At 46.2% G+C, this 17,279-nt stretch carries 15 protein-coding genes; 5 read left to right on the forward strand and 10 right to left on the reverse strand.

Translation table 11 applies throughout. The features are described from left to right. Positions 1-16 precede the first annotated feature (16 nt). Both HB364_RS06735 and dusB read right to left on the reverse strand, forming a co-directional pair. Positions 17-979, reverse strand: coding sequence for a M28 family peptidase (locus HB364_RS06735; protein ID WP_167287099.1), 963 nt, complete (start codon positions 977-979; stop codon positions 17-19). A 75-nt stretch (positions 980-1,054) separates the two neighbouring features. Then, positions 1,055-2,095: a tRNA dihydrouridine synthase DusB gene (gene dusB / locus HB364_RS06740; RefSeq protein WP_167287100.1), complete on the reverse strand. Its 1,041-nt coding sequence runs from the start codon at positions 2,093-2,095 to the stop codon at positions 1,055-1,057. Between the two features lie 118 nt (positions 2,096-2,213). On the opposite strand from dusB, the gene HB364_RS06745 reads away from it, so the two are divergent. The 3 genes from HB364_RS06745 to HB364_RS06755 are packed head-to-tail and all read left to right on the forward strand — an operon-like array spanning position 2,214 to position 4,711. Beyond that, entirely contained in the window at positions 2,214-3,101 is an 888-nt protein-coding gene (locus tag HB364_RS06745; RefSeq protein ID WP_167287101.1) for a type II CAAX endopeptidase family protein, read from the forward strand. 14 nt (positions 3,102-3,115) lie between these two features. Then, entirely contained in the window at positions 3,116-3,997 is an 882-nt protein-coding gene (locus tag HB364_RS06750) for a phosphatidate cytidylyltransferase (RefSeq protein ID WP_167287102.1), read from the forward strand. Between the two features lie 57 nt (positions 3,998-4,054). Beyond that, a complete protein-coding gene (locus HB364_RS06755) occupies positions 4,055-4,711 on the forward strand; it encodes a phosphatidylserine decarboxylase family protein (protein ID WP_167287103.1) in 657 nt (218 codons plus the stop codon). Positions 4,712-4,812: 101 nt separating this feature from the next. On the opposite strand, the gene HB364_RS06760 is transcribed toward HB364_RS06755, so the two are convergent. The 3 genes from HB364_RS06760 to HB364_RS06770 all read right to left on the reverse strand — a co-directional run bounded on the left by HB364_RS06760 (position 4,813) and on the right by HB364_RS06770 (position 10,527). Next, complete coding sequence (locus tag HB364_RS06760) at positions 4,813-6,303, reverse strand: RagB/SusD family nutrient uptake outer membrane protein (RefSeq protein ID WP_167287104.1); 1,491 nt, start codon at positions 6,301-6,303, stop codon at positions 4,813-4,815. 10 nt (positions 6,304-6,313) lie between these two features. After that, entirely contained in the window at positions 6,314-9,532 is a 3,219-nt protein-coding gene (locus tag HB364_RS06765) for a SusC/RagA family TonB-linked outer membrane protein (protein ID WP_167287105.1), read from the reverse strand. A gap of 299 nt (positions 9,533-9,831) precedes the next feature. Then, positions 9,832-10,527, reverse strand: coding sequence for a YjjG family noncanonical pyrimidine nucleotidase (locus HB364_RS06770; RefSeq protein WP_167287106.1), 696 nt, complete (start codon positions 10,525-10,527; stop codon positions 9,832-9,834). Between the two features lie 29 nt (positions 10,528-10,556). Here HB364_RS06770 and HB364_RS06775 point away from each other — a divergent pair, with 29 nt between their 5' ends. Continuing rightward, positions 10,557-11,258, forward strand: a complete 702-nt coding sequence (locus HB364_RS06775) for an SDR family oxidoreductase (protein ID WP_167287107.1) — start codon at positions 10,557-10,559, stop codon at positions 11,256-11,258. Between the two features lie 144 nt (positions 11,259-11,402). Further along, entirely contained in the window at positions 11,403-13,148 is a 1,746-nt protein-coding gene (locus HB364_RS06780; RefSeq protein WP_167287108.1) for a BatD family protein, read from the forward strand. Between the two features lies 1 nt (position 13,149). On the opposite strand, the gene HB364_RS06785 is transcribed toward HB364_RS06780, so the two are convergent. The 5 genes from HB364_RS06785 to HB364_RS06805 form a co-directional block, all read right to left on the reverse strand. After that, on the reverse strand, positions 13,150-13,851 hold the full coding sequence (locus tag HB364_RS06785; protein WP_167287109.1) for a response regulator transcription factor: 702 nt from the start codon (positions 13,849-13,851) through the stop codon (positions 13,150-13,152). Positions 13,852-13,860: 9 nt separating this feature from the next. Then, positions 13,861-14,826 (reverse strand): sensor histidine kinase, encoded by a 966-nt coding sequence (locus HB364_RS06790; protein WP_167287110.1) that lies wholly within the window; start codon positions 14,824-14,826, stop codon positions 13,861-13,863. Positions 14,827-14,831: 5 nt separating this feature from the next. After that, positions 14,832-15,323 carry a gliding motility lipoprotein GldH gene (locus HB364_RS06795; RefSeq protein ID WP_167287111.1) on the reverse strand — a complete coding sequence of 164 codons (492 nt, stop codon included), beginning with the start codon at positions 15,321-15,323 and terminating at the stop codon, positions 14,832-14,834. Positions 15,324-15,496: 173 nt separating this feature from the next. After that, a complete protein-coding gene (locus tag HB364_RS06800) occupies positions 15,497-16,372 on the reverse strand; it encodes a YicC/YloC family endoribonuclease (protein WP_167287112.1) in 876 nt (291 codons plus the stop codon). Positions 16,373-16,425: 53 nt separating this feature from the next. Then, complete coding sequence (locus HB364_RS06805) at positions 16,426-17,010, reverse strand: pseudouridine synthase (RefSeq protein WP_167287113.1); 585 nt, start codon at positions 17,008-17,010, stop codon at positions 16,426-16,428. Positions 17,011-17,279: the final 269 nt, after the last annotated feature.

The following is a 17,279-nucleotide window of genomic DNA, read 5'->3' on the forward strand; positions in this document are numbered from 1 at the left end:
GCTCACCGCTCGTAGCTTAATTCAGCTTCTCCTGCTTATCCAGCAGCACAATCGTTTCTTTGATCATATTGCATACCCGGTAATAAAAACCTTTGTCCACCTTGTCAAAAGTATCCGTAGGCTTGTGGTAATCGGGGTGGTCCTCTACGCCAAAATACAGATAGGGAATACGTGCTTTATGGAAAGGATAATGGTCCGATTGATTCGTCCAGTCATTATGGCCTTCTGAGGGGTTGTCGTGGCCAAACAATACCTGTACAGGGGTCAGCGATTTAATGCTGTCCACATACTGTTTCAGGAAGGGATAATGATAAGTGCCGCTGGCATAAATCTCGTTCTTATCATTACGGCTCACCATATCCATATTAACATTCAGCTTAATCTTATTGCTGTCTACCGGCGGATTCGACACAAAATACCGGGAACCTACCAACCCCTTTTCCTCTGCATCAAAAGAAGCGAAAATGAAAGAATGCCTGGGGGGATGCTGTTTAAAATAACGGGCCAGCGCCAGCAAACAGGCTGAGCCGGAAGCATTATCGTCTGCTCCATAAAAGATCTTACCTTCTTTCATGCCAAGATGGTCATAATGGGCCGAGATCACATAATACTCATCGGGATGCGCAGTACCCCGTATAAGAGCTATAACATTCTGGCCCCTGGGAGCGGAATCCTGTTTATTCGCCGGGAAAGCCTGGAGCCTGCCACCGGCGGGTGGCTGTAATTGCAGGGAGTCAAACCGTTTCGTAATATATACGCGAGCCAGTGCATTACCGGGAGTACCGGTTTCACGTCCGCCCAATGTTTCAGACGACAAATAAGCCAGGTCATTAATAAGCGATGTGCTGTCCAGGACATTGGCTGCCGCCATTGCCTTTTTGCCCGCTTCAGGATTTTTATTGGCTTTGTTCTTACAGGAAATCACCAGCAGTAGCAGCGCCAGCGAAAGAATAACTGTTTTGGGACCACGCAGTAGCATATTGACGAATTTCAATAAAGTTAAGATGGGAAACGCAAACAATAGCGGAATACCTGGGCCTTCAGGGGCTGGCTTCTAATAAGCACATTCTTCTAGTTGTCCTGCAGAGAAAGTGGCTACGGGCCGCTCCGGTACCATGCCGGCAAATGCTTGTTTAACTTCTTCCAGGATCCCTTCCACCTCTTCCTGCGTTTTTACAGTTACCAGCCGGGTGCGGTATTCCTTAATATGGGGCAGTCCTTTGAGGTAATTGGTATAGTGGCGGCGCATTTCAAAAATGCCAACAATATCCCCTTTCCACTCGATTGACTTGCGCAGGTGCGTACGGCAGATCTCTACCCGCTCTTCAATACCAGGAAGGGGCAGCAATTCTCCGGTTTGCAGGTAATGCTTAATCTCCCGGAAGATCCAGGGATAGCCAATAGCGGCGCGGCCAATCATAATGCCATCCACGCCATAGCGGTTCTTATAGGCCAATGCTTTTTGGGGCGAATCAATATCGCCGTTCCCGAAAATGGGAATATGAATACGTGGGTTATTCTTGATCTTACCGATCAACGACCAGTCGGCTTCTCCTTTATACAACTGGGCACGGGTGCGGCCATGAATCGTAAGCGCCTTAATGCCTACATCCTGCAACCGTTCCGCCACTTCTTCAATATTCTTACTGGCATCATCCCAGCCAAGGCGGGTCTTGACAGTTACGGGTAAGGTGGTGGATTTTACTACTGCGCTGGTTAAGCGTACCATCAGGTCAATATCCTTCAGTACACCGGCGCCGGCGCCTTTGCATACCACCTTCTTCACCGGGCAGCCATAATTAATATCCACCAGGTCGGGCTGTACCGTATCAACAATGCGGGCGCTCAGTGCCATCGCTTCTTCATCGCCGCCAAAGATCTGGATGCCAAAAGGGCGTTCAAATTCGGAGAAATCCAGCTTTTGCCTGCTTTTAATAGCATCCCGTATCAGGCCTTCACTGGAAATAAACTCGCTGTACATCAGGTCAGCGCCATTTTGCTTGCACACATAGCGGAAAGGAGGGTCACTCACATCTTCCATGGGTGCAAGAAGTAAGGGGAAATCCGGGAGTGATATGTGGCCAATAGCGGGCATAATAAAAATACCAGGGTACCGTATAATGATGCGGGATCAATTATCTTCGTATCACGTATCTTGCGGCCGCCCCGGAGCGGCTGCAAATTTACATACTAATATTCGTTTATACCAGTTTATGATCGGTCATTTACGCATAAAATCACCCTGGAAGCAACTGGCTGTTCTGCTGGCTTTCCCCCTATTGTTATTTCTGGCCGGCGCTTTGATTACTACCGAACCGCCGAAGGTAAACCTGACTGATCCTGAGGTCATTAACAGCATGAAATGGGCACAGGCCTTCACCTCCCTGATCCTGTTCGTATTACCCACATTCCTGTTTGCGGTGTTCACTTTCACTGGTAAATACACTTACTTCCTGGGCTTTAAGAAGGCCGAAAATACCAATATGTATGTCCTGGCGGTGCTTTGCATCCTGCTAGCCTTTCCCTTTGTACTCTGGCTGGGCCACCTGAACCAGAAGATCCAACTGCCTTCTTCCATGATGGAGCTGGAAGACAAAGCGGCTGGACAGCTTGAAGCTTTCTTTAAATCCAATAAACCGGTTGATGTCATCATGAATGTCATCGTCATCGGTTTATTCCCGGCTGTTTGTGAAGAGCTCTTCTTCCGCGGCGCCCTGCAGCGCATACTCATACAGATTACCCGCAATGCCTGGGCTGGCATCATCGTAACCGCCTTCCTGTTTTCTGCCTTGCACCTGCAATTCCAGGGTTTCATGCCCCGCATGTTCCTGGGCATCGTACTGGGCGCTTTATATTGGTATAGTGGCAGCCTGTGGACCTGTATATTGGCGCATTTTGTAAACAATGCCGTGCAGGTTATTGCAGTATCCTTTGCCCCGAAATACATCAACACCAATCCCGATACTCCCTTACTGGCTTCCATCATCAGTGGTGTGGCGGTGTGGGCCATCCTGTGGTATTATCGTCGTCAGTCAACCATTACCTGGTCCAAAGTGTACCGTACTGATGATCTTACACCTACCAACCAATTCATTGCATAATCACTTCCCTGCTCATGGCACTTAACCTGGCTACACTAAAAACAAGGTCTCTTACTGCCGCCATCTTTGTGGTGGTCATGCTGGGTGGCTTATTATGGAGCCACTGGAGTTTTTTCATCCTGTTTACCATCATTCATTTTGGCTGCTGGAAGGAATACCAGCAACTCATTGGCAAAATTGATCCCGACTACCTGGGCATCACTCCCTTTCATAAGTACGGTGTGCGCATAGCAGGCTGGTGTATCATGCTTTATTTCACCAACAACGCCTTTAACATCGGCGATTTTTCCCTGCATGCTATTGGCTGGTGGCTGGGGCTCATCTGCGTATTCATGCTGCCCATTATCGAATTACTATTTGCCGGCAACATCCGGCTAAAAAATATATGGCTCTCTGCCCTCGGTTTATTATATATATCATTGAGCTGGGGACTGATGATGGACCTCAGGTGTTTTGGAATGATAAAGAAAGGAGCATCCACCTACGTTGATTTCTTCGGGTATGCCCTTCCCTGTATATTGATCTTTTCCATCTGGATCAATGATACCATGGCCTATATAGTAGGATCCCTCATTGGGAAAACCCCCTTTTCCAGCATTTCCCCTAAAAAAACATGGGAAGGCACTATTGGAGGAGCCGTCTTATGTGTAGGAGTGATGGCCCTTTGGGGGTATCTGTCTGAATTTCTCCGGGTAATTGACTGGATGGCCATCGCTGCCATTGCTGCCATTGCGGGTACTGCCGGCGATCTGCTGGAAAGCAAACTCAAACGCATGGCCAATGTGAAAGACAGCGGCACCCTGATGCCGGGGCATGGCGGTTTCCTGGACCGGTTCGATTCCTTATTGATAGCCACGCCCTTTGTTTGGCTATATGTAATGATCTTTATGAAATAGGCCTCAGTAAACCCCATAATTTCTAATTACTTACATTTGCAATCTTAAATACCCTCAATGACCATTCACAAGGAAGGATACAAAAGCATTCTCATTACAGCCATCATCTTTGCTGTAATAAACCTCTTGTCTTTTTATTTCATCAGCTATAACCTGCCCTGGCTTAGCTGGCTCATCTTCGTGGTAACACTCGGACTTCTGTTGTTCATCATTTCCTTCTTCCGGGTACCCAACCGTCAGCTCACCAAGGGTGATAACCTGGTCATCTGCCCGGCAGATGGTAAAGTAGTGGTCATTGAAGAAGTATTTGATGAAGAATACTTTAAAGATAAAAGACTGCAGTTGTCCATCTTCATGAGCCCGGCCAACGTACACCAAAACCGTAATCCGGTAGCAGGTGAAGTAGTATACAACCAATACCATAAAGGAAAATACCTGGTGGCCTGGCATCCCAAATCTTCTACCGAAAATGAGCGGCATTCGGTAGTCATCCGCCATGCCAAAGGGGAAATACTGGTAAAACAGATAGCCGGCGCCCTGGCCAAACGTATCATCAACTACCTCACGGTAGGTCAGAAAGTGGAGCAAAGCGCCGAATATGGATTCATCAAATTTGGTAGCCGTGTAGATGTATTATTGCCGGTAGGCACCAAAGTCAACGTACAACTGAATCAAACTGTACAAGGCGGCGTCACCATATTGGCAACGTTTTAAATAGTTTATACTTTTCTACAATAAAAAAGCAGAACACCCGGAAGAGTGTTCTGCTTTTTTTATGAATACTTCATTGGCGTGCCAATGAAATAAACTATTAACTACAGCGGATTCTGCTTAACAATGTTTTGTGAATTTTCTATTTCAGCCCGGGGGATCAGGAAAATCCAGTTCTTGGTGCCTGCAGGTTCTGTCATCAGTTGGGCCAGTGAGTTGTCGTGATTGCCTCCTGTTCTGTCCAGTGGCAGGTTTAACCTTTTCAGGTCATAGAAACGGAATCCCTCCGCCCAAAGTTCAATCCTTCTCTGTGTCATGATTTCCTCAATCAAAGCATCGCCGCTATTGGTAGACAACACATAGGCGGGATCCCGCTTATTGGCCAATGTAAACAGGGCCTGGCGTGCCTCAGTTTCTTTACCTCCTTGCCTGGCAAGCGCCTCGGCCTCTATCAGGTACATTTCAGCAGCACGCATGAACACAAGGTCGCCATTACTGTTACCAGGACTTGTCAACAGGAATTTACGGGTCATATAGGGCTTCCGTGTCCCCCCATCAACCAGCGGAAAAGTGGCATCCTTACCGGTAGAGTCCCAGAGTTTTTTCCTGAGATCCGTAGGAGTTATCTTGGCATATAACTTCGAGAAAATTGCTTTTGGATTACCACGGGTGTTGGTAGAAGAGAAATTACCCAAATAGGCATAGAATGAATAGAAATAGGTAGGATGATCATCTCGGTGGTCAATACCCCATATCCACTCAGGGTTGGTGGTGTTGGAGAACCCCGACATGTATTGGGTACTGTCCATCAGGGAGAAACCTTGACGGGCTTCAGCCGCCGTTTGAGCAGCCAATGCCCAGTTCTGTTGGGTAAGCGCTACCCGCGCCTTAATACCTTTCGCCACATTTACATTCAGGTGTGATTTGGCTGGCCGGGTAATGCCAGTCAACAAAGTGATAGCTTCATCCAGGTCTTTATTGATCTGGGTGTATACTTCAGCAACGGTATTTCTCGGTAATGCCGTTGTGCTGGGTACTAATACAAGCGACAGCCCCATGCCATCATTGGCGGCACCGGCAACAAAACGTTCGCCAAACAACTGGATCATCTGGAAATAGCTCCAGGCCCTGTAGGCATACGCTTGCCCTTTGATCAACTTCTTGTCTGCGTCAGGTCCTACGGCGTTGTCTATATTGGCAATGATCATATTGGCATTGCCAATCATGCTATAGTAAAAACCATAACTAAAACGAACGATGGTGCTTTGATCATTACGCTGCCCCAGCCAGCGGTATTCACTTACAAACCAGCCATTGGCATTGGCTGTCATTACAAAGTCCTCGCCCAATACTTCCATATAAAGCATGTTACCGCTATGGCCACCCAGTGCCTGGGTGCTGTACCACTGGGAGTACATCATGCGGTGCATACCATTAATAGTAGCCATGGCATTCTTAGTAGTGGCAAATATCTCTTCGGGTCTTAAGGGAGAAGCCGGTGGAGTTAATTCCAGGTAATCTTTATTACAACTGCTGCCGAGTAAGACAGTGCTTATTAGCACTACTGCCAATAATTTATTTTTAAATGCTTTCATTGCGTATTTTTTAGAAGTTTACACTAAGTCCCAGGTTGAATACTCTTGCTGCGTCATAAGAATCACTGGTTGTGCCGGCAAAGCTGCCATTCACATTCATACCTTTTCGCTTGGTGAAAAAGTGCAGGTTCTCGGCACTTACATACACCATTACATTTGATGCGCCAATTTTTGAAATAAGAGAAGCGGGTAACCTGTACGACAGGTTTACGTTGTTGATAGACAAATAGGAGGCATCTGTCAGCCAGCGCGTAGAGGCCGCCCCGAACTGGTCCCTTCTTGTTTCATCAAGCCGGGGAACATTGGTAATATCACCGGGTTTCTGCCAGCGCTTCAGGATATCTGTGTGATAGGTAACACCCGCAACGGATGTGGTCATTAATGAACCATACACACCGTCATATACATAGCCACCCAATTGATAGGTCAATGTAAAACTCAGGTCAAAATTCTTATAGGACAGATTATTGATAATACTACCATACACATCCGGTATAGCAGACTTTCCAATATAAGTCTGTCTGGCATTATTATGATCAATGGTTACGGTGTCTTTTCCGCCTTTTCCATTATCCACCAATCTTGAATTGGTAGTGCTATAAGTGATAGCTCCTAAATAAAGCGCCTGCCCGTCTGCGGGATCCACTCCATAATAGGTCCTGGTATAAAAGTCATAAATAGAGTGCCCAACCTCTCTTTTAAAGGGAGAGCTGGTTAATGTGGGCGTTGTGGGGGGCATTTCTGTCATCTTATTCTTATAAGAAGTGGCATTAACCGTCATGTTCCAGTTAAAATCCTTACTGCGAATAATCGCGCCGGTAATTTGTACTTCAATGCCCTTATTATCCATAGAGCCGATATTTTGCTGCACGGAATAAACGCCACTCGGTGTTCCTCCATTTTGGAGCGATTGCGGAACATCAAAGATCAGGCCTGAGCTTTTTCTGTAGAAGTAGCCGATGGTACCAGACAGTCTTTGCTGGAACAAAGAGAAATCAAGACCAATATCCAGGGGCTTTTGGGTTTCCCATGTTAAATTCGGACTGCCCAGGGAAGTGAGGACCACCCCGGGTCTGGTATCGTCATCGTAGCCAATGGAGTAACCCACTTGATAGGGATAGCTGGCTAACCCATTTGAGTTTCCGGTATAACCATAAGATGCACGGATCTTTAACAGGTCTACAAAGGGAACCTTAAAGAACTCCTCCTTGTCAATTCTCCAGCCAAGGCCTACAGACCAGAAGTTTTCCCACCTTAAATTAGTCGGAAACCTGGAGTTTCCATCCCTTCTCAGAGAGGCAGAAACAAGGTATTTATCTGCATAGTCATACTGAACTCTGGAAAGGAAAGCTTCAGTCCGGTTCTCTACTATCGAGGAGGTTAAAGAATTAATGGTTCCAAAGTTTTGGTAAACATAGATGTCTGAAAAACTCTCACCGATCCGCATACCAGATGTTCCGGTGCTTTTATAACTATAATTTTCATGTCCTACTATGGCATCAATGTTATGGGAACCGAAACTTTTATTAAAATTCAACAATTGGTTGAAGGTATGGCTGGTTACCTTGCCGGTAGTTAAGCTATACCGGCCCGAAGGATATCCATCACCTACTTTCGGATTTTCATAGCTTTCACCATTGGTGTTCGTTACATCCAGCGTGATATTAGTAGTGAACTTCAGCCAGGGAGTAAACATAACATCTGCATAACCGCGGGCAGAAATAACATCCCTTACATCATTGTCCTTATTCCAAAGGTGTTCGGCAATAGAATGCCGGCCACTGTTATAAGGACGGGCATAGCCAGACTCATTGCCATAATCAAACAGTGGGTTACCTTGCGCATCCCGCACCAGTGTTCCGGTGCCGGGTGCACGCAGATGGATCGGGTAAATAGGGGCAATATAGCGGGCAAAATAAAAAGGGTTTACAATACCACCGGTAGCAGAATAACTAAAATCAGACCTGTTACCTGCCAGGTTAACTCCTGATTTAAACCATTTGGTAGGAGTTACATTGACATTTACACGGCCTGTAAAGCGGGTCATCTCAGAGCGAAGGCCCCAGCCCCCTTCTTTCAAATAACTCAAAGAGGCGGTCATGTCCGATTTATCGCTACCGGAACTATACATCACGCTATATTGTTGGCGTGTGCCCTGGCGGGTAGCCTGGTCCAGCCAGTCCATATCATCGGGGTATAGCAGCTTAGCATTTGGATTCAGTTTTCCATCAATGCCAACAATCTCTCTGTTACCAACATTAAATGGATTATAATTCCCAAGTACCTGGTAAATATCACGGAAACTTCCAGTCCTGAACCTTTGATTGCCGGCATTGGAGCCGGTCGTGATCCTGGGCAGTGTACCAGTGGCAATCATGCTGGCACTATCCAATGGAGCGCCTGTAGGGCCATAAACCAGGCCATTGCGGTAAGACTCCCAGGCCAGCGGATAATATTGATACACATCTACAGTGTTATATTTTGGAATAGCAGGTTCGGTAACGCCCAACTGTGCTTTAAACTGAAGTGATTGTCTGCCTTTCTTACCTTTCTTGGTGGTGATTACAATTACCCCATTGGCGCCTCTTGAACCATATAATGCGGTGGTTGACGCATCTTTCAACACCGTCATCGTTTCAATATCATCCGGGTTGAAATTGGAAAAGCCTCCGTCATAAACGGCACCATCAACAACATACAAAGGGCCGCTTCCCAATGAATAAGAGCCAAACCCGCGCAAGATGATACCCGGGCTGGAGCCAGGGGAACCACTTGCTGAAGTAGTCTGAATGCCCGGAGCTGCGCCAACTATGGCGTTCAACGGATTGCTAAGTGTTCTTTTTTCCATCTCCTTGGCAGATACCTGAACGGCCGAACCCGTAAAGCTGGATTTCTTTACATTACCATACGCCAACACGATCACCTCATCCAGCTCAGCAGTAGTGGCTGCCAGTGATACATTAATAGTTGATTTGTTGCCAATCTGGATTTCTTTTGAAATCATACCAATCGAAGCAAACACAAGTACTTTGGCGGTGGCTGGCACTGAGAAGGAATAAGTGCCGTTTTCGTTGGAAGTAGTGCCGATCCTTGTATCCTTTACAAGTATCGAAACATTGGGCAGGGGGGCTCCCTTGTCATCTGTTACCGTTCCGGTAATAGTTTTTTGTGCTAACAACATACCTGTTATGCACAAAAAAGCAGTTAACATGGTTAACTTTTTTCTCATGTGACTGAGTTTTGGTTTTTAAATCGTGTTTCCTGAATAGTTGGCAATGCTATCGAATGATTGCGATTTCTTCAGCGACAATTTGATGAATGGAATAAAATCGCAATTCTAAAATAGAGTAGGAATAGGCGTAATAATTAGATGGTATATACCTCTTTATAGATTTTTTAGAAGATACTGCATTGAATAGTAGGCGCAAATGTATAATATTAGCAACAAAAAGAATACATGGCAGCAGCACTTGCTTAAATATACGGTAAAAATGTAATTAGTTCGGTTGGGTAAGAAGGAAATACTGGTTAAAAAATCGTTTCGAGTTCCCGTAGTGAATACACCGTGTAGGTTGGCTTCACTTCAGCTTCCGCATTAACATGGTTTACAAATACCTGGTCTATCCCGGCATTCATCGCCCCCTGGATATCCACTTCAATACTATCACCAAGCATAATACTGTTTTGTGGCAATGCCCGTGCTTTTTGAAAAGCATAATCAAAGATCTCCTTGTGCGGTTTCAGGCTGTTACTGCCTTCGGAAGTGATCACTTCCATAAAATACTTATCTATGCCGCTATGCTTAAGTTTGCTATGCTGGGTATGCTCAAAGCCATTCGTAATCAGGTGCAGCTTATAACCCTTGCCAGTAAGGTATTCCAGTATCTCTATTGTATGCGGGAACAGTAAATTACGGGAAGGCAGTAAATCTAAAAAGCGGTCGCCCATCTGCCGGGCTAGTTTCTCATCGCCGATCTTAAAGTCAAGCAATGTCAGCCACATCCGTTTCCAGCGTAGCTCATCTACCTTAATATAACCGTTCCGGTAGCGGGCCCACAGCTTATCATTATGTACCAGGTAATTCTTATGAAAAAGGTCAAAGTCATGTATGCCTCTGGTATGCAGGGCAAGCTCCTCATAAATATCGGCCAGTGTTTTACGGCTGTTGGCTTCAAAATCCCACAGGGTATGGTCAAGATCAAAAAAGAGATGCTGGTACTTCATGGAGCAAAAATACTTATAACTTCGTACCTATGAACGTTGTCATCACCGGCGCTTCCAAAGGGTTTGGAAAAGCATTGGCCGAACAGTTTGCTGCTCAGGGCCATAATCTCTTCATCTGCTCCCGCAGTGAAACCAACCTGTACAAAACAGTAGAAGACCTCATGCGGTTTTATCCGGATATACAGATCAGGGCCAATGCTTTCGATCTTTCTGTCAAAGAACAGGCAAAAGCCTTTGGCCATTGGGTATTGGGTTTTGGCGGATCCGTGGATGTGCTCATCAACAATGCCGGCTTATTTGATCCGGGAAGTGTACACAATGAGCCGGAAGGAACATTGGAACACATGCTCAATGTAAACCTGTTCAGCGCCTATCATGTTACCCGTACGATCATTCCGCAAATGATCAAGCAAAAAAGCGGACATATCTTCAACATGTGCTCCATTGCTTCGCTCCACGCCTATAACAATGGCGGGGCTTACAGCATCAGTAAATATGCATTGGCTGGTTTTTCCCGCAACCTGCGGGAGGAAATGAAACCCCATGGCATCAAAGTTACCGCCATCTATCCCGGAGCTGCCTATACCGACTCGTGGGCGGGCAGTGGTGTAGATCCCAAACGTATTATGGAAGCAAAAGACATCGCCACCATGGTATATGCAGCAGCACAACTTTCCCCTCAGGCCTGTGTGGAAGATATTATACTACGCCCGCAACTGGGTGATTTATAAGCAGGTGCAACCGCTCATCCTTTAACTGACATTTAACGTCAACAAATCAGGGAAGGCTTGGCCGCAAAATTTATATTTGTTAAACAGCCATAGGCTGCAAAAATGTAATCTATTAAAGGAAAACTACATACTTTACTTTTATGGGTGAGCCTGTTTAGCCTGCAGTGGGCAAATGGGCAGGTTAAATTTTATACCCAGGTCAACGAACCCGTCGTTCAATACCCCCAGACATTCCAGGTACAATACATCATTGAAGGTTCCCGCAACGTGCGTGATTTCAAAGTCCCGGAATTCACCGATTTCCGCGTCGAAGAAACATTTGATTACCAGAATACAACCAGTATCCAAACGCAAACCAGGCAGTTACTGGAATCCTATACAAAGATCATCATTCTTTCTCCCCGCCGCAGCGGACGCTTTACGATACCGGGTGCCATGGCCATCATTGATGGTAAACAAATGCGCTCCGCACCGGTAAAAGTATTAGTGCAACGTACGGGTTTATCGGCTGCAGGTGGAAATAGCGGGGAAGAAGTGGATATGGAGTCTGCTTCCGAACTGCAGCCGGGAGAAGATGTTACCGAAGAGATCCACAAAAACTTCTTCCTGCGTACCGAAGTGAACAAAACAACCTGTTACGTGGGAGAGCCTGTAATGGCCGTCTATAAATCCTATTCAAGGCTGAGTGCCAATGCGCAGGTAGTAAAACGGCCATCATTAAATGGGTTCAGTGTCATTGAAATGGTAGATGCCTACGACAACAGGCAGGAAATAGAAGTATACAAAGGCGTACCTTATTATGTCAACATCATCCGCAAAGTGCAATTGATCCCTTTGCAGGAAGGTGATTTCTCCCTCGACCCTGCCGAGGTGGAAGGCATGATCCACTTCCGGAAAAAAGATGCCGCTACCGGCGACTGGACAAATGCCGATTATCCGGTGGCCGTACGCTCCGAACCGGTCAACATTGCTGTTAAATCATTGCCCGTTGCCAATCAGCCACCTCACTTTACAGGGGCAGTAGGCAAATTCAATATCGCCGTACACGCCCCCACTAATCCGATCCGCCAGGGCGATCTCGTAAAAATACAGGTAACCATTTCCGGTACAGGCAACCTTACCCTGCTCATGGCCCCTGCTGTAAAATGGCCCAAAGGTGTGGATACAGCCGATCCTGCGGTTAAGGAAGAGGTAAACAAATATGCCTGGCCACTCACCGGCAGCAAACAATTTGAATACTCCTTTGCCGCCCCTGATACAGGCGCCTGCACCATTCCGGCCATTGAATACGCATATTACGATCTGGAGCAGAAAGCGTATAAAACAGCAGTAAGTGAGCCAATAACCATGCGCATCATGCCTGCTGTGAGCAAGGCTGAAATGGACGAGCGCAACGCTGCCATCCTGCACAACAATCAAACAGGCATTCCCAAACACTTATATTTCTTTGCCGCCATTGTATTGGGCATCGCAGGGTGGATCTTCTACCAGTCGTGGCAATTGAAGAAAGCCAGGCAACAGGCCAGGCTGGCAGTTGTAAATGCCGCCGCGCCACCACCTGCGCCGAAAGTAACAGATCCCGATGAAACACTGGCTATAGCGCGTGAAGCGCTGCAACAAAGCGATAAGCGGTTATTCTGCCGGGAAATACAACAGGCGCTTTGGAAAATCGTGGCCGAAAAATACCAGGTACCTCCTTCGGCACTCAACAAGCAAAACGTGACCGGCATCCTGGCTGCCAAAGGAGTGCCGGCAGATACCGTTCAACGGCTCATAACTGTCTTGAATGAATGTGAATGGGCGTTATATGCGCCCGACCAGCAGGTAGATGATATGAAAAGGATATTCTATGAATCAAGGGCTTTATTACAGGAATTGCAGCAGGTATAGGCTATTCCGTGTATTTATACCCAACCCCCCTTACAGAATGAAAGAACTGCGGATTGCGGCTATCCGCTTCAAAATACTTCCGGAAATTAAGAATGAAATTATCAATAGTGCGGGTAGTAGGATAAACATTATAGCCCCAAACCGTTTGCAGGATCTTTTCCCGGGGCACCACCTCATTTTTATTTTCAATAAGCAGCTTAAGCAACATGGCTTCCTTCTTGCTTAACTGTATCCGTTCGCCGGCCTTTGTAGTTGCTTCCTGCGCTTTAAAATCCACCACATTGTTGCCAAAACTGTACGTGTCGCCTACTGAGTCCTTATCCAGCATCTTCTTATTCTTGTCAATCAGTTTCTGAACACGCAGCAACAGCTCTTCCAGGTTAAAAGGCTTCGTGAGGTAATCGTCGGCGCCTTTCTTCAATCCCAGTACCCGGTCGGAACTGGCATTTTTGGCGCTGAGGATGAGGATTGGCACCTCATTATTCTGTACGCGGATCGTTTCTGTAACACTAATACCATCCAGTTCGGGTAACATCACATCCAGTATCAGCAGGTCAAAATACTCATCCTGTACCTTCTGCAGGGCTTCACTGCCGGTAAAGGCGGAAGTCACCTCATACCCTTCCAGCTCCAGGTTCAGCTTCAATGCCTCATGGAGGTTTTCTTCATCTTCAACCAGTAAAATAGAGGGCCTCGTACTCATGGATAGTATTTACTTGGTAAAACTAACGCTAAAATTACAGCCCGTGGGCAAATTATCCATTACCCGGATGGTCGCTTTATGATCTTTTGCAATTTTATGACACAGGAATAGCCCCAGGCCGGTTCCCTTTGCAGTACGGGTATTCTCATTGCCGATCCGGTAAAACTTTTCAAACACCTTCCGCTTCTCATCATCCGGAATACCCGGCCCCTGGTCAATCACCTCTAATAGTACCTGTTTATTGGCTGCATGCAGCTTACATTGTATAAGCCCTTCTTTGGGGGAATATTTAACAGCATTCTCCAGCAGGTTATTCACCAGTATCTGGAGCAGGAGGGAATCGCCGGTAATATCTATTTCGGGGATAATAGAAGAGGCCCAATGCCTTTCCGGAAACCGGCTCTTAAAGTCATTAAAAGAAGATTTCACCAGTTCAGAAAGATCAAGCTCTTCATACGACATCCGGTAACGGCGGCCTTCCAGTTGAGCCGATACCAGTATATTATTGACAAGCGCATTCAGGCGGTTTACTTCCTGCACCGTCATCTGTAATAGCTTCTGCCTTTTACTTTCTTCGAGCGCATGTTTTTGTAATGTTTCCAGGTTTAGCTTGGCAACAGCAATAGGGGTTTTTAACTCATGGGTTACAGTCATCATAAAATTCTGCTGCTGATGCTGGAGGCGGAGGAATGCCCTGTATACAAACAAAGCACTTATCAGGGTCAGGGCAAGAAAAGTAATACCTTCCCCTATATATTGGGCTGTCTTTCGCTTCTTCTCTGCAGTGATCTGATCGTATTTCTCGGGGTATTTGGGATCGTCCAGGATCAGTTCATTCAGTTTGTAATTCGTCATCTGCCGGTTCTGGTTTTCCAGGGCAATAAACCACCAGATCAGCGCAGCTACAATATACAATAGCAGGAACCAGTAAATGGCGCTAATGAAATAGAGTCTTTTTTTGGAGGCGGCTTGCATCTGTCCTACTTCGCTTTTTCTATCCGTATGCCCACATTCATCACATGCTCCAGCGGGTCTTCGCGCATAATATTGGCAATGCGGAAATGATAAATACCTTTTTTCAGGGCTTCGGGCCGTTGGGCGGGAGTAATAAGGATCCGGTGCTCAAAAATATCGTCCATGCCCGTACCCAGCCAGCCTTTACTGTCTGTAGCCAGTTGCAGTTCCAGGGATTGACTGTTTTTGGAACCGCCCGGAGGCTGTGCTTCAATATTCACCCAGATATTTTTATAGCGATAGGCGTCCGTATGCCGGATGACCAGGTAAACATTATACAGGCTGGTAGTGTCTTTAATCTCAAAACTGATCTCGGGCTTGAACTGGCTGCTCCAGGCCTGTTTGGGGATAGCTACATTCTTTTCAAAAACGTCTATAGTGGTACAGGAACTGATAACAAGGAAACAGGAAACAAGGAAGGTGAGAGGCAGAATATGGAGATAAAGGTTCCTTTTCAATGGAAAATATTTTTACAAATATAAGCATCGGCCCAAAAGGTGCAAGAAAGGCCAGGGGTAAAGGGTAAGTGGGTAAAAACGGCAAGTGGTAAATGGCGAGTAGCGAGTGGGCCTTAGCTGCGACTTGCTAACTAATCCGTACTACTCGCCACTTGCTACTCACCACTCGCCTCTTATAATACATTAAGTACTTGTTCCTTGGCTTTCTCCATTTCATCCTTCATAAGTACTACACACTTCTGGATGCTGGAATCGTACGCTTTGGCGCCGGTAGTGTTAATCTCCCGGCCTATCTCCTGGAGAATAAAAGATAACTTCTTGCCTTTATTTTCGTCCGGCTCTTCAAGAATAGATACAAAATAATCGCAGTGGTTCTTCAGGCGTACCTGCTCTTCGGTCAGGTCAATCTTTTCAATATAATAAATAAGCTCCTGCTCCAGCCGGTTGGGGTCGTAATTCTCCTTGCCTACATGCTCTTCCAATACCTTTACCAGGCCATCCTTGATCTTTTGCTTGCGCAAAGGCTCTAATAAGATCACCTCTTCCTGTTGCTTGCGGATATTGGTAATGCGCAACAACAGGTCCTGTTGTAAAACCCTGCCCTCTTCCTGGCGATGCAGGTTCAGGTTTTGGATCGCGCTCTCGATCACCTTCTCAAAGGCCTGCCATTCATCGGGCGTAAGTGTTTCTCCCGTAGGGGTGATCACTTCTGGTAACTTAATAAGGGTGCTTAAAATATGTGCAGGATCAAGATCAAGCGCTTTCGACAGCTCGGCAATAGGTTTATAATATGCTTTGGCAAGGTCAGTATTGATACTTACCGGTTTGGCTGCGCCACTTTCCTTAAGGCTGATCGAACAGTCTACCGTTCCCCGCCCCAGTTTCTTTGATAACAAGGCCCGGATATCAAATTCAAAGGGTTTTAAGAATGCTGGCATCTTCAAAGACAACTCAAACTGCTTCCCGTTCAATGATTTTATGTCCACCAGGAACGTTTTATCGCCCACTGGTTGCTCTGCTCTTCCAAAACCGGTCATAGACTTTAGCATATTATGGATTTTACGGCAAGGTAAGGAATTAGTTTATAGTTGTTAGTGAGCTTTTAAGAGAATAGCGAACTATAGATCTCAGAACGGCTCAACGCACGCATGTCACCGGGCTGCAACCCTTCAATCGTAAGCCGCTCTATCCGGTAACGGATCAAACGAAGGGTAGGGAACCCTGCCTGGGCGGTCATCTTACGTACCTGCCGGTTCTTACCCTCTGTAAGTAGCAGTTTCAGCCAGCTATCGGGAACATTTTTACGATAACGGATAGGAGGGTTACGTTCCGGCACAGCCGGTGGCCTATCAAAAACAATAGCCTTACAAGGTTTGGTGCGGTAAGGTTTTCCATCAACGGTTATAATCACGCCCGGTTCCAGCTTCCTGGCGCCTGCCTCATCAATCGTTCCTTCCACCTGTACCCAGTATTCCCTTTCATGGGCAAACCTTGGGTCCAGCAGGCGATAATTCAGTTGCTTGTCATTCGTAAGTAATAACAATCCTTCACTGTCATAGTCAAGCCTGCCTACAGGATATACATCAGATGGAACAGGAAAGTAATCCTTCAATGTTCGCTTGCCGCCTTCCGGCGTGAATTGTGATAATACCTGGAATGGTTTATAAATGATAAAATAGAGGAGCATAGTAAAAGAAAAATCTCCCGGTGAACCGGGAGATTTATTATGTGGATGGGTTAGTAAGTACCGGGAAATAAATTTCCCTACACAATATTAAAAATAATTTTTTCTATACGGAAAAATTTTATGATAAATTTTATTCACATTTTTTTTGAAGCTGTGGAAATCGGGGTCCCCCAACCTGGGGATGTTAATGACTTTACCGACATATTCTTTCACATCAGCTCATCATACATCGCTTACCCGGTATTTTGATTCCCTTGTAAACCTTCATC

Origin of the sequence: Paraflavitalea devenefica, assembly GCF_011759375.1 — a bacterium.
Classification (GTDB): Bacteria; Bacteroidota; Bacteroidia; order Chitinophagales; family Chitinophagaceae; genus Paraflavitalea; species Paraflavitalea devenefica.

Excerpts from the sequence above, each read along its gene's own strand:
- HB364_RS06745 (WP_167287101.1), top strand. The coding sequence starts at position 2,214 with ATGATCGGTCATTTACGCATAAAATCACCCTGGAAGCAACTGGCTGTT.
- HB364_RS06785 (WP_167287109.1), bottom strand. The coding sequence starts at position 13,851 with ATGAGTACGAGGCCCTCTATTTTACTGGTTGAAGATGAAGAAAACCTC.
- HB364_RS06775 (WP_167287107.1), top strand. The coding sequence starts at position 10,557 with ATGAACGTTGTCATCACCGGCGCTTCCAAAGGGTTTGGAAAAGCATTG.
- HB364_RS06800 (WP_167287112.1), bottom strand. The coding sequence starts at position 16,372 with ATGCTAAAGTCTATGACCGGTTTTGGAAGAGCAGAGCAACCAGTGGGC.
- dusB (WP_167287100.1), bottom strand. The coding sequence starts at position 2,095 with ATGCCCGCTATTGGCCACATATCACTCCCGGATTTCCCCTTACTTCTT.
- HB364_RS06805 (WP_167287113.1), bottom strand. The coding sequence starts at position 17,010 with ATGCTCCTCTATTTTATCATTTATAAACCATTCCAGGTATTATCACAA.
- HB364_RS06770 (WP_167287106.1), bottom strand. The coding sequence starts at position 10,527 with ATGAAGTACCAGCATCTCTTTTTTGATCTTGACCATACCCTGTGGGAT.
- HB364_RS06735 (WP_167287099.1), bottom strand. The coding sequence starts at position 979 with ATGCTACTGCGTGGTCCCAAAACAGTTATTCTTTCGCTGGCGCTGCTA.
- HB364_RS06790 (WP_167287110.1), bottom strand. The coding sequence starts at position 14,826 with ATGCAAGCCGCCTCCAAAAAAAGACTCTATTTCATTAGCGCCATTTAC.
- HB364_RS06750 (WP_167287102.1), top strand. The coding sequence starts at position 3,116 with ATGGCACTTAACCTGGCTACACTAAAAACAAGGTCTCTTACTGCCGCC.
- HB364_RS06765 (WP_167287105.1), bottom strand. The coding sequence starts at position 9,532 with ATGAGAAAAAAGTTAACCATGTTAACTGCTTTTTTGTGCATAACAGGT.
- HB364_RS06760 (WP_167287104.1), bottom strand. The coding sequence starts at position 6,303 with ATGAAAGCATTTAAAAATAAATTATTGGCAGTAGTGCTAATAAGCACT.
- HB364_RS06755 (WP_167287103.1), top strand. The coding sequence starts at position 4,055 with ATGACCATTCACAAGGAAGGATACAAAAGCATTCTCATTACAGCCATC.